The organism is Clostridioides sp. LIBA-7602 (assembly GCF_056688945.1).
In genome coordinates this window covers 1242004-1257739 of record NZ_CP196991.1, presented here as the reverse complement: position 1 = coordinate 1257739, position 15736 = coordinate 1242004, and the positions used below count along the sequence as shown (strand labels likewise).

At 29.5% G+C, this 15736-nt stretch carries 15 protein-coding genes and 1 riboswitch; of the genes, 3 read left to right on the top strand and 12 right to left on the bottom strand.

The window, feature by feature from the left end:
• The first annotated feature begins 113 nt into the window (after positions 1 to 113).
• Positions 114 to 1373: a nucleoside recognition family protein gene (locus tag ACTG45_RS06040; RefSeq protein ID WP_021383863.1), complete on the top strand. Its 1260-nt coding sequence runs from the start codon at positions 114 to 116 to the stop codon at positions 1371 to 1373.
• Positions 1374 to 1640: 267 nt separating this feature from the next.
• Positions 1641 to 2207 (top strand): tyrosine-type recombinase/integrase, encoded by a 567-nt coding sequence (locus tag ACTG45_RS06035; protein WP_021383821.1) that lies wholly within the window; start codon positions 1641 to 1643, stop codon positions 2205 to 2207.
• Positions 2208 to 2328: 121 nt separating this feature from the next.
• On the opposite strand, the gene ACTG45_RS06030 is transcribed toward ACTG45_RS06035, so the two are convergent.
• The 9 genes from ACTG45_RS06030 to ACTG45_RS05990 form a co-directional block, all read right to left on the bottom strand.
• Positions 2329 to 3531, bottom strand: coding sequence for a homoserine dehydrogenase (locus ACTG45_RS06030; protein ID WP_021383828.1), 1203 nt, complete (start codon positions 3529 to 3531; stop codon positions 2329 to 2331).
• 102 nt (positions 3532 to 3633) lie between these two features.
• Positions 3634 to 3740: riboswitch (SAM riboswitch) on the bottom strand.
• A gap of 91 nt (positions 3741 to 3831) precedes the next feature.
• Positions 3832 to 4200: a YhbY family RNA-binding protein gene (locus ACTG45_RS06025; RefSeq protein WP_021383816.1), complete on the bottom strand. Its 369-nt coding sequence runs from the start codon at positions 4198 to 4200 to the stop codon at positions 3832 to 3834.
• Between the two features lie 29 nt (positions 4201 to 4229).
• Entirely contained in the window at positions 4230 to 5507 is a 1278-nt protein-coding gene (gene obgE / locus ACTG45_RS06020) for a GTPase ObgE (protein ID WP_021383873.1), read from the bottom strand.
• A gap of 110 nt (positions 5508 to 5617) precedes the next feature.
• Positions 5618 to 5908: a 50S ribosomal protein L27 gene (gene rpmA / locus ACTG45_RS06015; RefSeq protein WP_003419086.1), complete on the bottom strand. Its 291-nt coding sequence runs from the start codon at positions 5906 to 5908 to the stop codon at positions 5618 to 5620.
• Between the two features lie 13 nt (positions 5909 to 5921).
• A complete protein-coding gene (locus tag ACTG45_RS06010) occupies positions 5922 to 6239 on the bottom strand; it encodes a ribosomal-processing cysteine protease Prp (protein ID WP_021383819.1) in 318 nt (105 codons plus the stop codon).
• Positions 6240 to 6253: 14 nt separating this feature from the next.
• A complete protein-coding gene (gene rplU, locus ACTG45_RS06005) occupies positions 6254 to 6565 on the bottom strand; it encodes a 50S ribosomal protein L21 (protein WP_003419082.1) in 312 nt (103 codons plus the stop codon).
• A gap of 100 nt (positions 6566 to 6665) precedes the next feature.
• Positions 6666 to 8087 carry an Rne/Rng family ribonuclease gene (locus ACTG45_RS06000; protein WP_479918374.1) on the bottom strand — a complete coding sequence of 474 codons (1422 nt, stop codon included), beginning with the start codon at positions 8085 to 8087 and terminating at the stop codon, positions 6666 to 6668.
• 17 nt (positions 8088 to 8104) lie between these two features.
• Entirely contained in the window at positions 8105 to 8806 is a 702-nt protein-coding gene (locus ACTG45_RS05995; protein ID WP_021383885.1) for a TIGR03936 family radical SAM-associated protein, read from the bottom strand.
• Between the two features lies 1 nt (position 8807).
• Positions 8808 to 10652 (bottom strand): TIGR03960 family B12-binding radical SAM protein, encoded by a 1845-nt coding sequence (locus ACTG45_RS05990; RefSeq protein ID WP_479920011.1) that lies wholly within the window; start codon positions 10650 to 10652, stop codon positions 8808 to 8810.
• A gap of 318 nt (positions 10653 to 10970) precedes the next feature.
• Between ACTG45_RS05990 and ACTG45_RS05985 the strand changes: the two genes are divergently transcribed.
• Positions 10971 to 12164, top strand: a complete 1194-nt coding sequence (locus ACTG45_RS05985) for an FprA family A-type flavoprotein (protein WP_021383872.1) — start codon at positions 10971 to 10973, stop codon at positions 12162 to 12164.
• A gap of 230 nt (positions 12165 to 12394) precedes the next feature.
• Here the strand turns inward: ACTG45_RS05985 and ACTG45_RS05980 are convergent, their stop codons facing one another.
• The 3 genes from ACTG45_RS05980 to rodA all read right to left on the bottom strand — a co-directional run bounded on the left by ACTG45_RS05980 (position 12395) and on the right by rodA (position 15717).
• Positions 12395 to 13432: a transglutaminase-like domain-containing protein gene (locus ACTG45_RS05980; RefSeq protein ID WP_021383839.1), complete on the bottom strand. Its 1038-nt coding sequence runs from the start codon at positions 13430 to 13432 to the stop codon at positions 12395 to 12397.
• A gap of 702 nt (positions 13433 to 14134) precedes the next feature.
• Positions 14135 to 14548 carry a methylglyoxal synthase gene (gene mgsA / locus ACTG45_RS05975; RefSeq protein WP_021383835.1) on the bottom strand — a complete coding sequence of 138 codons (414 nt, stop codon included), beginning with the start codon at positions 14546 to 14548 and terminating at the stop codon, positions 14135 to 14137.
• Between the two features lie 38 nt (positions 14549 to 14586).
• Positions 14587 to 15717, bottom strand: a complete 1131-nt coding sequence (gene rodA / locus ACTG45_RS05970; protein WP_479918372.1) for a rod shape-determining protein RodA — start codon at positions 15715 to 15717, stop codon at positions 14587 to 14589.
• Positions 15718 to 15736 lie beyond the last annotated feature (19 nt).

Below are 15736 nucleotides of genomic sequence, written 5' to 3'. Positions count from 1 at the left end.
ATATTATAATCGTTCTTGTAATATATATCTATTATATATCTTAAGCCATTACATTCATATATTTTTATTACTTTTAATATAATATCTTATAACTCAAATTTATAGGTGATATTATGAAAAAAAATAAAATTATTGCTTTTTTTGCTCCAGCTATTATAGTTGGAGTTCTAGTTTTAGGCATTATCCTATACCCAAATGAAGCTATAAAATCTGCAAGAGAGGGTTTCTCTATATGGTCTAATGTTCTAGTTCCATCACTACTACCATTCATAATTGGAGCAAACCTAATTGTCGATTTAAAAATAGTGGATATTATAGGATTTATTATTAATCCTATAACTAGACTTGTATTTAATGTCTCAGGCAAAAGTGCTTTGGCTTTTGCAATATCAGCAGTATCTGGTTATCCAGTAGGGGTAAGTTTGGCTTCTGAATTTAGAAATAATAGACAAATTTCTAAACATGAAGCACAAAGACTCGTCTCTTTTTGTTCTACATCAGGACCTTTATTCATAATAGGTTCGGTTGGTACGGGCATGTTTCAAAATTCAAATTTAGGCTATTTAATGATTCTATGCCATTATCTAGGGACTATATTGGTTGGTCTTTTTTTTAGAAATTATGGTAATGAAATTCTTCCAAAGACAAAATTAGATTTAAAAACAAACATAAAAAATATAATCAATCTTCGAAATGCAAGTGGAAATGGCTTTTTTGTTCTATTTGGAAATGCTGTATTTAATGGAGTAAATACCTTACTCACAGTTGGTGGATTTGTAATTGTTTTTTCAGTAGTATTTAAAATACTATCACTTTTTAATGTAATATCTTTAATAGCGTCAATTTTGTATTTACCTCTTTCATTTTTAGGTGTAAACAAAGAACTCTGTCAAGCATTTGTAAGTGGTTTATTTGAAATCACTATAGGTTGCAATAAGGTGTCCAGTATAACAAGTGCTCCAGAAATACTAAGAGCATCTTTAGCTAGTTTTTTAATAGGATTTAGTGGATTATCCATACTTGCTCAATGCTGTACATTTTTATCAAAAACAGACATAGATTTAAAATTATACATACTAAGTAAGTTTGCTCATGGAATCTTAGCTGCTCTATTTATATTTATACTTTATCCTATTGCAAACTCTACTGTATTGGTTTCTAGTTTTGCTGATACATATAATGTTATATATAATAACTTAATCTGGTTTTATTATCTTAGCTATTATGACACAATTCTTCAAATTGTAGTAATAGTTTACCTAATATCAGCTTTATTTATTGCTAAAAAGCATATGAAAAGTTTATCTACAAGTGGAAAATTAATCAGATATAAAAATACTTTCTCCATTAAGAAATATTTACGAAAAAAATAAAAATCACAAAAATTGACTAAATACTTCCATTTTTTTATTATATTTGTCATAATTTTAATAACCTTTTTAATTAGTTTAACAACACAGTTATTTCATCACAATTTTGTAATTTTATTAGTAAATATTTTTCAAAAAATTCTCCTTAATCACATATATCACAGTTGCATAAGTTTATTGGTAAATTTTTCCATTATATAATGTTTCATTTATATTATATAATAAATACCGACCTAAACTTACCAAATCAAATAAGAGGAGTGGTTGAAAATGGCAACAAGACCTATAGAAATAGACGAATATAAAAAGATAATGGAACTATTACATACTGGCTTTATTTATAGTGAAAATGGCGTTGAAAAAAGATTTAGAAAAAATCCTAAAGTTGCATTGGCACTAATGTTAGAAGCTAATTTAGGTCTAAGAATATCAGATATTTTAAGATTAAAAATAGGCAATTTTAAAGGTAACATGTTAGAAATAAATGAAAAAAAGACAGGCAAATTACAATATAGACCAGTTAATAAAAATATAATTGAATCTATAAACGAACATGCTAGAAAGTATAATCTTAAATCAAATGACTATTTAGTAAATATAAAGACAAAAGCTATTCAAAAACAGTTGAGGATAATTTGTAAATACTTGAATTTGTATAATATAAGTACACATAGCTTTAGAAAGCTATATGCTACTACTCAATTTGAAAAGAGTAATAATAACTTAGAGTTAGTCAAAGAGCTCTTAAATCATAGCTCTGTGGCCACTACACAGCGATATATAAGGGTAACTCAACAAGCTATTAATGAAGCTAGTGAAAACTTCTTTATTGGCTAATTATAACGTATTTATTTTTCTATTATCTTATTAATTCACCAGATATTAAAAAGGTGAAGTAAAACAAAATATTTATTTTGTTTTACTTCACCTTAAATTTTATAATTCCTATATAAATATATTAATCTATCTTCAATAATTTCTTAGCTGATTTACTATAATTATTTCTTTTTACATCTTCCAAAAGTCTATCAATTTTATGCTCTGAATTTGCATTTACAAAAATCGCTAGTTCTTCATCATCTATAATGTCATAGCTATCCACATATTTATCTAAACATTTTAAAATTCCATCTTTATCATATCCATCAAATCTAACTACAGCACTACATTCATCTTCTATAAGTCCACTTAAATCCAACTTTCCTTTTGAGAAAGATTTTATATTTGCATTTCTATTATCTATTATATCTATAATATCAGCATAGACAGCACTACCTGTTGCACCTCTTCCAGCTCCTTTACCCACAAAAGAAAGTTCACCTACTGAATCACCTACTAGAATCACTACATTAAACTCATTATCTATTTTTGAAAGCATATTATCATTATCAACCAATGCTGGTCTAACAAACCCACTTACTTCTCCTGATTCATACTTACTTCTAGCAACTAATTTTATCTTACAATTTAATTTTTTTGCGTATTCTATATCTTTTTCATCTATTGAAGTTATTCCTTCTAATAATAAATCTTTCCAATATACTATTTTTCCATAAGATAAAGTAGATAATATAGATAGTTTTCTAGCACTATCATATCCTAAAACATCTGCATCTGGGTTAACTTCTGCAAATCCCAATTCTTGTGCTTGTTTTAAAGCTACATCATACGGTAGATTTTCATCATACATCTTTGATAATATAAAATTACAAGTTCCATTCAAAATAGCATTTATACTCTTTATATTATTACCTTCTAATGATTCTATCAATGGCTTTAAAACTGGAATACCACCTGCTACAGATGCTTCAAATTTAATGCTAACATCATTTAAATTGGCTAATTCTATAAGGTCGCTACCTCTCTCTGCAAGCAAGTCTTTATTGGCTGTTACTACATGTATTTTTTTATTTAATGCTCTTGTTACATAATCAAAAGCTGGATTCAATCCTCCAATTACTTCAACTAGTATATCAATATCCTTATCAAATATATCTTCTATATCTGTTGTTATCTTATCAAAATACTTTTTAGACTTATGTTTCTCTTTATTTTTAACTAAAATTCCAACTATTTCTATATCTCTTTTTGAAGTATTATTTTCTATTAAATCAATTAATCCACTTCCTACTGTTCCATACCCTAATATTGCTATCTTCACTGTTACATACCCCCATCATTTTGATTATATTAAATTATTTATATGTATAAATATACTAATTAAAAAAGCTTGAGTATAAACTCAAGCCATATGACGGGTTTATACTCATCTTTCAGCATAACTGCTGCAGGATTTAGCACCAATGTATAATAAAATATACTGGTTGCCGGGCTTCATAGGGCCAGTCCCTCTGCCTCTCTTGATAAGATTGCTAATTTAAATTTATGTTTAATAGTATAATACAATTTTTGCCAATTGTCACTATTTTTTTAACTTATTTTACTAAAAGAATATATACTATTATCTAGCTGCTCTTTTAGTTGGTTTACCTTTTTTTGTAACATTATTATTTTTAACCTTGGCTTTTGCCTGTTCATGTCCTGGGAAAAGTATCTTAGGTTCCTCAACATTTCTCTTATAAATAGTAAATTTAAAACCAATAGCTTGCACAAATTCAGCTCTTAAAGCTTCACATACTGCATTAGCAGTTTCTTTAGCATCAAGACCTGCATTTTCTAGTATAGTAACTTTTACTAATTCTCTAACTCTTAACATATCATCTAATTGCTCTAAGAAACTTTCTGTGACACCTTCTTTACCAATTTGTGTAGTAGGTTTTAAAGTATTTGCCAAAGATCTTAAATACGCTCTTTGTTTTCCTTTTAACATATCCTCACCTCTATAATCCTATACTAAAATTAATTGTAAAATTCAAATTCCAATTCGTAAATTCTAACTACATCTCCATCCTCTATTCCCATTTCTCTAAGTCTATCAAACACACCTTGACTTTCCATAGCTTTTTGGAAATATTGAAGAGATTCCATATCATCAAAATTTACAGAATACATTATTCTTCTAAGTGCTTTACCTGTAACTACATACACACCATCTTCAATATCTATACTCAATTCTTCTTCAGTACCAATATCAAGTTCTGGTCTGTACATTTCTTCTTCTGAAACTAGTTCCACATCTTCTACTTCTTTTAAAAGTTTAGAGACATAGGCTATTACATCATCTATTCCTTGACGAGTTGCTGCAGATATTTTAAATACTGTATATCCTCTGCCTTCTAACTCATTCTTAAATGTATCAAACTTACTTTCATCTTCTAGTATATCAAACTTATTTGCAACAACAACTTGTGGTCTCTTTGAAAGCTTTTCATTGTACAATCTAAGTTCGTCATTTATCTTGTCAAAATCTTCAATAGGGTCTCTACCCTCTAGTCCAGATATATCTACAATATGTATCAATACCTTTGTTCTCTCTACATGTCTTAGGAATTCATGCCCTAATCCTATACCTTCAGAAGCACCCTCTATAATTCCAGGTATGTCTGCAAGTACAAAACTATCTCCAAACTTAGTTTGAACGACACCTAGATTTGGTGTTAGTGTTGTAAAATGATAGTTTGCAATTTTGGGTTTAGCCTTAGTTACCACTGATAGAAATGTTGATTTACCTACATTAGGAAATCCTAAAAGACCTACATCTGCTATCATTTTAAGTTCAAGAGTTACCCATCTTTCTTCTCCATCTGTACCAGATTTTGCAAAAGCTGGAGCTTGTCTTACTGCATTTGCAAAGTGTTGGTTACCTTTACCACCTATACCACCTTTTGCAACTACAGCTATATCTCCTTCTTTCTTTAAATCTGCCAATACAAGACCTGTAGCCTCATCTCTTATTACTGTACCTGCTGGTACTTTTAATACTAGGTTCTCTCCATTTTTACCAGCTCTTTTACCTTTGCTTCCGTCGCCACCATTTTGAGCTTGATATTTTTTTTGGTACTTAAAGTCCATTAGAGTTCTAAGACCCAAATCAACTTCAAATATGATGCTTGCTCCACGACCACCATCTCCGCCATCTGGTCCACCAGCTGGAACATATTTTTCTCTTCTAAATGCTACCGAACCATTTCCACCATTTCCAGCCTTAACAAATATTCTTGCCTTATCTATAAACAAATTCTTCACCTACTTAATTAAAAACTTTTAATTAGCATTACCAAAAACACTATTATAAATTCATCAGTACTATAAGAAAAAGGAGTGCCTCAACACTCCTTTTATGTATATTACTCAGCTATTGCTACTGGATATATACTAACTTTTTTTCTCTTCTTGTCTTTTCTTTCGAATTTAACAGTACCATCAACTAATGCAAATAAAGTATCATCGCTACCTTTTCCAACATTAGTTCCTGGATGTATTTTAGTTCCTCTTTGTCTAACTATTATACTTCCAGCAGTTACTAATTGCCCATCGAATCTCTTAACACCTAATCTTTTAGATATAGAATCTCTACCATTTTTAGAAGAACCTACCCCTTTTTTAGATGCTAATAATTGTAAATTCATGTTTAACATATGGAGTCACCCCCTACTTTTTTAAAATTTTTATATTTTTTGGGTATTCCCGTTTAATTTCTTCAACCGCTAATTGAAAGTGATTTAGTAATAATTGTGCATCTTTTATATGTATATCTTTAACTATACATTCTATATGACCTTCTTCTCCTACTACTTTTTCAAATTCAATCTTTTGTAATTTGTCTAAAGAATTTATAACTGCAATAGCATTAGATGTAACTGCAGCACACACTATATCATAGCCTATTTCAGCAAAATCAGCATGTCCCTTTAAACAAAAACCTTGTATCAAGAAATCATCATTATAATAATATTTTACTTTTATCATAACTTAACCAACAACTAAGCGTTTATTTTTTCTACAACTATCTTAGTGTATGATTGACGATGTCCTTGTTTTCTTCTGTAATCTTTTTTTGCTTTATACTTGAAAACTATAACTTTCTTAGCCTTACCTTGTTCAACAACTTTAGCTTGAACAGATGCTCCTTCTACTACTGGAGAACCTAATTTTAATTCTCCATCTTTAGAGCAAGCTAATACTTCGTTTAAAGTAACAACATCACCTGCGTTAGCTTCTAATTTTTCAACGAATAATACATCACCTTCAGAAACTTTATATTGCTTCCCACCAGTCTTTACTATAGCGTACATTAAATACACCTCCTCGGCCTCAAACTCGCCAGTACAAGGTACTTCATTTGAAGATTTAGACCTTTACTGTGCGGCATTACAATTATTAATTATAAAATATTTACATTTTATTGTCAACTATTTTATCGAAAATAACATTAGTTTTATTGTGTTTTAATGTAGCATTTGAGTTTAAAGAAATCTTTATATTATATTTTTCACCAATTTTATCAATTATATCCATATAATATTCTTTTATTTGTTCAAAAATAAAATCATTAAACTCTATTATTACATTTTTATAGACTGTATGCTCGCTTATTCTCATAATTTCTTTTTCAATACCATCTACCATATGATGTATAGATTTTATCGTTTGTGCACCATCACAACATGGACAAGACATTAGATAATATTTATCAATAGACTCTTTTTCTCTACGCCTTGCAACTTCTACTAAACCAAGCTTCGTCATACCTAACACTTCAGCTTTTCTTTTATCTTTATTAAATTCTTCCTCTAAGAGGTGTAAAACTTCATTTTGATGCTTCTTTTTATGCATGTCAATAAAATCAATTATTATTATTCCAGCTATGTCTCTAATTCTAAGTTGCCTTACAATTTCTTTTGCAGCTTCAATATTAGTTTTATAAACAGTCTCATCAAGTTTGCCAGTTCCAACAAACTTACCTGTATTTACATCTATGACTGTAAGAGCTTCTGTCTTTTCAATTATTAGATAACCTCCACTCTTTAACCATACCTTTTTATTTAGTAACTTATCTATTTGAGATTCTATCCTATATAAATCAAATACATCTCTATTTTCTTCAAGACATAGTTTATCAACATAAGTATTGTCTATTCCCTTCAAAATAGATTTGAGTTCGCAATATCTATCATAACTATTAGTAATTATAGATTCAATATCATCATTCACATTATCTTTTACATATTTAGTTGCAAAATCTAAGGATTTATATAATAATTTTGGTCCAATACCAAGTTTATATTCTTTTAAAATGTTTTCATACTTTAATTTCAACTCTTCTATATCTTTTTTTATTTCATCATGAGTGCAACCTTGAGCCTCAGTCCTTATTATTAAGCCTAAATTTTCTTTATTTACTGCCTTAGTAATTTTTTTTAATCTAAATCTTTCTTTTTCATCAGTAATTTTATTCGATATTGTAGTTCTATCATTGGAAGGTATATAGACAATATACCTTCCAGAAATACTAATTTCAGTGTTTAATTTTGCACCTTTAGTTCCTATTTCTTCTTTATTTACTTGCACTAGAATATCTTGACCAGATTTTATAGTACTTCCTTTTTTCAATTGTAAATAAGCAAGTTTTTTAAAGCCAATATCTACAAAACAAGCTTCTATTCCTGGTATAACTTTTTTTACAATTCCACGGTATATATTGGATACAGTCTTTTTATTTAAATTATCCTCAACAAAAAGTTCTACTAACCTTTCATCTTCAAGTACTGCTGTTTTCTGAGACCCTACTAAGGACTCGATAACTATCTTTTTCACAACTTCACCTCTCGAGCCTACATAGGAGTCACTAATTCACCATCTTCTAATACATATAAATCTCTTCTCAATATATCAACATCTAATGGGTCAACATTCAATTCAAACATCTCTAATATTTTTGGAATAAGTATATTAGTATTTAAATTAGTCTTTGAACCTGTAGCTATAGTAGCGGTAAGAGTAATATATTCATCTTCTAAATTTAAAACATCAAAAGTTCTTATCATAGGTCTTATATCAACTTCTACCATCTTCCCTTTTTTATTCTTTTTTGTTATAATTATTTCTTTATTATTCATAAAATCAATTACTTTTCTTTTTACAAACTCTTTAGTTAGAGGTCTTTTTAACTCTATATTAAACAGATATTCTCCATAATCTATCACAGAAGAAAGAGAAGGTGTTTGTCTATCAATTTCTTTTGCTTTGATAAATGCTATTCCATCTGGAAGTTGAACTGATACTTTACTTAAGAACTCCTCTACTGATAAATCATCTTCTTCTATCTCAATATCTACATACTCTCCCTGACTTTCTGTTCCTAAAGCCAAAGCATTACCATAACTCATTTTAGGATGAGGATTAAACCCTTGAGAATGTGATAAGTTTATTTCAGCTCTCCTAAATGCTCTTTGCAATAATCTCTGAAGGTCAAGATGTGATATATATATCATATCGCCTTCCTTTTTAAATTTTACTCTTATTATTTTACTCATATTAGCAAAGCCCCCTTCCTATATCATGTATATTTATTCCACAGCCATTACAATTATGTCTACAATCAGAAGTGATTTTTTCTTTTTTAGCATTCTCATCTTCTCTAATTAAGAATTTTTTATTAACACCTACATCTATATGGTCCCAAGGAAATACTTCTTCATAAGTTCTATTTCTATGTGCATAAAAATCTATAGAAAGATTATTTTTTTCCATAGCTTCCTTCCATATATCCAAATTAAAGTGTTCTGCCCATCCATCAAACTTTGCACCTAGTTTAAATGCATCATATATAACTTTTCCTATCCTTCTATCCCCTCTAGCTACTACAGCTTCCATCAAGCTAGTTTTTGAATCATGGTAATTGTATTTTATATTGTTGTTTCTCAATTTATTTACTAAGTGTCTTTGCTTCTCAACTACTTCTTCTGTAGTATCTTGTCCATGCCATTGGAAAGGTGTAAATGGCTTTGGTACAAATGTAGAAGTACTTACTGTAACGCTAAAACTTCTCTTTAATTTACCTCCATTTACTTTTCTGTAAATATCAATAACCTTATATGCTAATTTAGCTATTCCATCTAAATCATCATAAGTCTCAGTTGGTAAACCAATCATGAAATATAGTTTGACACTATTCCATCCCATCTCAAAAGCTCTTTCTGTTGCATTTTCCAAATCTTCTTCTGTGACACCTTTATTTATAACATCTCTAAGTCTTTGAGTTCCCGCCTCTGGAGCAAAAGTAAGTCCAGACTTTCTTACTTGTTGTATTTTATCAGCAATTTCCATTGAGAAGTTATCTAATCTAAGAGATGGAAGAGAAATCCCTATATTATTAGAAGCATACTCGTCTACCAAATAATCAGTAAGCTCAGATAATTTGCTATAGTCACTTGTACTAAGTGATGATAATGATATTTCATCATATCCAGTATTTTTAACTAATTTATCTAATATTTCTTTAAGTCTTTCAACACTTTTTTCTCTTATTGGTCTATATATCATACCTGCTTGACAGAATCTACATCCTCTTGTACATCCTCTGAATAATTCCAACACTATTCTATCATGAACAGTATCTATATAAGGTACTATTAGTTTCTCTGGATAGTCTACAGTTTCAACATCTTTTATTATTCTCTTAGTAGGATTCTTAGGAACTCCATCTCTATTAGGAGTTACACTTTGAACTGTACCATCTTCATTGTATTTAACATCATAAAAACTTGGTATGTATACTCCCTCTATACTTGATATTTTATATAAAAAATCTTCTCTAGTCGTTTTATTTTCCTTCCATCCTTTATACTCATTTACTACTTCTAAATTGACCTCTTCACCTTCACCTAATATTACTACATCCACAAAATCTGCTAAAGGTTCAGAATTATAGGCACAAGGGCCACCAACCATTACAAATGGGTCTTCCAGTTTTCTTTCCTTTTTTAATATTGGTATATTTGCTAAATCTAATATATTTAAGATATTAGTATATGAAAGTTCATATTGAAGTGTAAAAGTAACAAAATCAAAGTTTGTTATAGGCTCTCTTGACTCTAATGCAAATAATGGTATGTTTTTTTCTCTCATTATATTTTCCATGTCAACAGCAGGAGAATATACTCTCTCACAAAATACATCTTCATCTTTGTTTATTACATCGTATAATATATGACTTCCTAAGTGACTCATACCAACTTCATATAAATCTGGAAAGCAATGTGCGTATCTTATCAATTCACTATTACTAGTATCTTTATGAATTGAATTTATTTCATTTCCAAGATATCTAGCAGGCTTTTCTACTTTTTTTAAGATTTTTTTCAAGTCTACTTTATTCATTTATCCAAATTCCTCCAAACAAGCTCTTTATTTTTATTCTTATTTATAAGTAATATTATACACGATAAAATATTTTCTATCAAAAATATAACTAAAATATTGAATTTAAAACCTATATTATTCACAAAATAGAATGTCTAAAAAATATTTAATAATATTTTCCATTAAATTTTTATTAAAATGCAGATTTTTTATCAAATATGATATATTATAAACATAAACTATTGTTTTATATGACTTATAATGACATCTTTTGTTTCATTAACCCCAAAATGGGGTATGTTACTTGTATAATGATAAATTTTAGGAGGGTTAAAAATGAGTAAAGTTTTTGAAGTAAAAAAAGATATCTACTTTACTGGCGTAGTAGATGAAGGTTTAAAAGTATTCGACATAATAATGGAAACTGAGTTTGGGACAACTTACAACTCTTATTTAATCAAGGACGAAAAAACGGTTTTATTTGACACAGTAAAAGCAAATTTTAAAGATGAATTCTTAAGTAATCTATCAGAAGTTACTGATATAGCTAAGATTGACTATGTTGTAATTCATCATACAGAACCAGACCATGCTGGTAGTTTAAAGTACTTATTAGATTTAAATCCTAATATAGAAGTTTATTGTACTAAAGCTGCTAAACTATACTTAGATGGTCAAATAAATAGACCTTTTAATTGTCATGTAATAAAAGATGGTGAAGTTTTAAATATTGGTAAAAGAAACCTTAAATTTATAACTGCTCCATTCTTACATTGGGTTGATACAATGTTTACTTACATTGAAGAGGACAAGACTCTTTTAACTTGTGATGCATTTGGTTGTCACTTTGCAAGTGTTGATGCAGATGTAGTAAACAGTGAAGATTACCTAAAATCAGCTAAACACTATTATGACTGTATAGTTAAGCCATTTGCTAAGCACGTTTTAAGTGCTGTAGATAAGGTTGTAGGAATGAACATAGAATTTGATACTATATTAACTTCTCATGGACCAATGCTTACTAAAGACCCAATGGCTGCTGTTAAAAGATATGTTGAATGGTCTACAGAAGCTATTAATACAACAAATCAAAACCAAGTTTCTATATTCTACTTATCAGCTTATAGCAATACTTTAGAAATGGCTAAAAAGATAAAAGAAGGTCTTGATGCAGAAGGCGCAAAAGCTGAATTATATGATTTAGAAGATATGACATTAACAGAGATGCACGATACATTAGTAGTATCAAAGGTAATACTATTAGGTTCTCCAACTATAAACAAAACTATGGTTAAACCTATGTGGGATTTATTCTCTGTTATAGACCCAATGGCTAATCAAGGCAAGATAGCAGGAGTATTCGGTTCATTCGGTTGGAGTGGTGAAGGTATAACTATGGCTGAGACTTTACTTAAAGCTATGTCATTTAAAATGCCTGTAGAATCTCTTAAGAAAAAATTCTTCCCTAGTGAAGAAACATTAAAAGACTGTATGGCATTTGGTGCAGAATTTGCAAAATTAGTTAAATAATCATTAATCACAAACAAAATTATTTAATTTAAATAGTTTTATATCCAAAAATAAATTAAAAAGGAGTTGTCTCAAAATTGATTTTTTCTAATCTAATTTTAAGTTCAACTCCTTTTTTAAATTTTTAAAGAGGTCGAAAATCTCTTTTTTGTTTCACATAATAATGTTAAATACACCCTCAGCGAGAGGTTGCATTATTTATAATGATATGTTCTATTTGTATATTAGTATTAACGGACGTATCTAGCGTATGCTACTAGCCCTATTCCAGAATTAGATCCTTTTTCACCAATTTCTACTTTAATAATTATATTATTTTTTTTACAGTATTTTGACAATTCTGCCGCAGAACGGTTCTTACCACTAAAATCTAAAGAAAATGGCTTATCATATTCAAAAGGATATTCAACAGGTTTACTATTTGGTGCTAATGCAAACATACCATATGGTGTTTTCATAAATCCTATTACAGAAACCGTATGCTTTGATGGGTCTAAATTTGAATTACTACCTGTAAACTTAATTGTATTTATTGATGAGTCAATTGAACTACACAAAAGACCCTCATACATTTCATTTTTTGGCTTCATATTATTTCCATAAACTTCATTAAGTATTGCCCCTTGTTGATCTGCTAGCATAGTGTGCTTCCCAGCTTTTGCTGGCGGATTTTGAGTATTTACTGCTCCAACAGCTGGATATGCTGTCTTGTCAAATGGTAATGGGTGAGTAAGGCTCTTGTATATAATGTCCTTTCCTGCCGATTTGTTAGCATCAATGTCTACATGATACAAACGTCCATCCTCAAAACGGACAAGGTTCCACTGGTGGTCATTTGATGTACTATGTACATAATAACATTCAATTCCCATAGCATCACATAGGGCTTTAAAACTCCTACACATTCCAGAGCACGCACCTTTTTTAGTTACCAATGTATAGGCAGTATTGGCTCCCTCTGCTGCGTTCCAATTAACATATGTTGTGTTATTTTTAATGTGATTGTAGGCAACCATAATCTTAGCATCTGTGGTCATGTTCTTTGTAATTTTATTATTCATAAAGTCTGCTGTTGCCTGTGCTACTGAATTCAGTTGGGCTTGTGACAACTTTGGACCATATATACTGTTAGTTCCAGATACGTAGCTTTTTGGTGTCTTTGCAGTAACATCTTTAGCTGTCATACCATAAACTGTCACATACATACTTGAAGTTAAAACCATTGTTGTAATCAATAGTTTGGTAGCTAATTTCCTGATTTTTTTCATATTAGCATTCTCCTTTATAAAATATTTTTATTTCCTATTCCCTACCATTAATCAGACTATTTTGGATTTAAAAAGAAGGATTGTAAACATGTATCTCCATTTATACAGTTGAGAAATATCTGGATTTCATGGAAAATCTGGTTAATATTTTCTACATAATTGGTATACAATACAACTCACAAATTAGTATATTTGATGTCAACATGAGAAAACGATAATTATTAATATATTAGAAACTGTTATTCTGTATCTGGAGTAACTCTTTTTCAATCATTATTAACGGTGAGAGTGAGGAGAATTTTCAATAATATAATTAAAATCAAAATTGTATACAATTTATATATTCTCCCCTAAAAACATTATACAGATTATAATATATATATTCAATACATTTTTTGGAAAGTATAGTTACATCAGGATGTATAATCATGTATAGTTATGGCTCACTGTGAAGACTATAAAAGAAAAGAATGTAACAATATATCAGTTGATTGAGTAAGTAATTCAGATAAAAATGATTTATAATCTAAAACACAATGTATGTTATTGTACTTACACAAAAAACTATGTACAATTTTATTGTGAAGTCAGTGAATATTGTAGATAACATACAAATCAATAGGTTTAAAATAATATAAAAAAAGGAGATGATTCAAATTTTTATTTTGAAACATCTCCTTTTTTATATATAATTTACTTTTCTTAAACACGTTGACTTTTATTTTTTCTAACTTCTCTCCATGATAGTTCTCCCCTATCAAGAGCTTTTATAAATATTTCTGCAGAAGCTAGATTTGTAGCTATTGGAACATGATAAACATCACAAAGTCTTATTAAAGCTTGTATATCTGTTTCATGAGCCTGAGATGTCAATGGGTCCCTTAAAAAAATAACTAAGTCTATCTCTTGTGTTACTATTAAAGAACCTATTTGTTGGTCTCCACCTAAAGGACCAGATGCTAACCTATTGATATTTAAGTCAGTTTCATCCATTATTCTTTTTCCTGTAGTTCCAGTTGCATAAAGTCCATACTTTTTTAAAATTGATTCATAACCTATACAAAATCCGACCATAGTATTTTTCATTTGGTCATGCGCTACTAATGCTATATTCATATGCTCAATCTCCTCAATTTACGTTTCAAGTATTAAATCTAGAAATTTATTTTCTTTCTTCTCATACAAACATTTAGTACTAATCCTAAGTTTGCTAAGGATGTTAATAACGAACTACCTCCATAACTTACAAAAGGTAGTGTTACTCCTGTTACTGGTATTAATGCAACAGTCATACCTATATTTTGGATTATCTGATAACCAAACATCCCCATAACACCAACCACGATGAGGGTTCCATAAAAATCCTTGGCATCTCTTGCAATTACTAAAAGCCTTAATAAGAATATTGCAAATAAGATTATCAGCACTGCCATTCCTATTACACCAAGTTCTTCACCTACAACAGCAAATATAAAATCACTATCTTGCACAGGTAAAAAATCTTCTTGGTTTTGACTTCCATTGTATAGCCCCTTGCCAGTTACACCACCAGAACCTATCGCAATCAAAGATTGCATAACCTGATAGTTTCCTTTCAGTGTTACATCTTCTGGATTTAAAAAGGCTTCTATTCTTATCTTCTGATGGTCTGCCATCATCAAATACATCAGTGGCATTGATACCAACAGTATGATTATTCCTCTTTTTATCAATTTTGAACTAAGACCTGCTGTAAACATCATTGCAAATATCATACAACAAAAGACAATTCCCGTTCCCAAATCTGGTTGTGCAAGTAATAATCCAATAAATGGAATAGCATAAACCACAACAGGTATAACTTCCTTTAATGTATTTAATTTGTCTTTCTTAGTTTCAAGTATCTTTGCATAACTAAGTACAAATGTTAATTTGACTATCTCAGATGTTTGCAAATCAAGTGGACCTAAGTTAATCCACGACCTAGCACCACCTTTTTCTGTACCAATTACAGGTAATAAAACGATGGCTAACAAAACAAGACTTATTATATAAAGCGCTTTGTAATACCTACCTAAAAGATTATAATCAAAAAATAATATGACTATAATCATCCCTATGCCAAGTACAAAAGCTAGTCCTTGCTTAATTAATTGATTATATGAACCAGTCGAATTAGCATGCGTTGCACTACTAAGTATAACAAGTCCAAAAATAAAGATAGCTAATACTGTAACTATAAGTTTCCAGTCTAACTGTTTTATCAACTTAATTGTCGACTTATAATTAATATTGATTTTTTTCAAAGAATCACCGTCTTTCTAT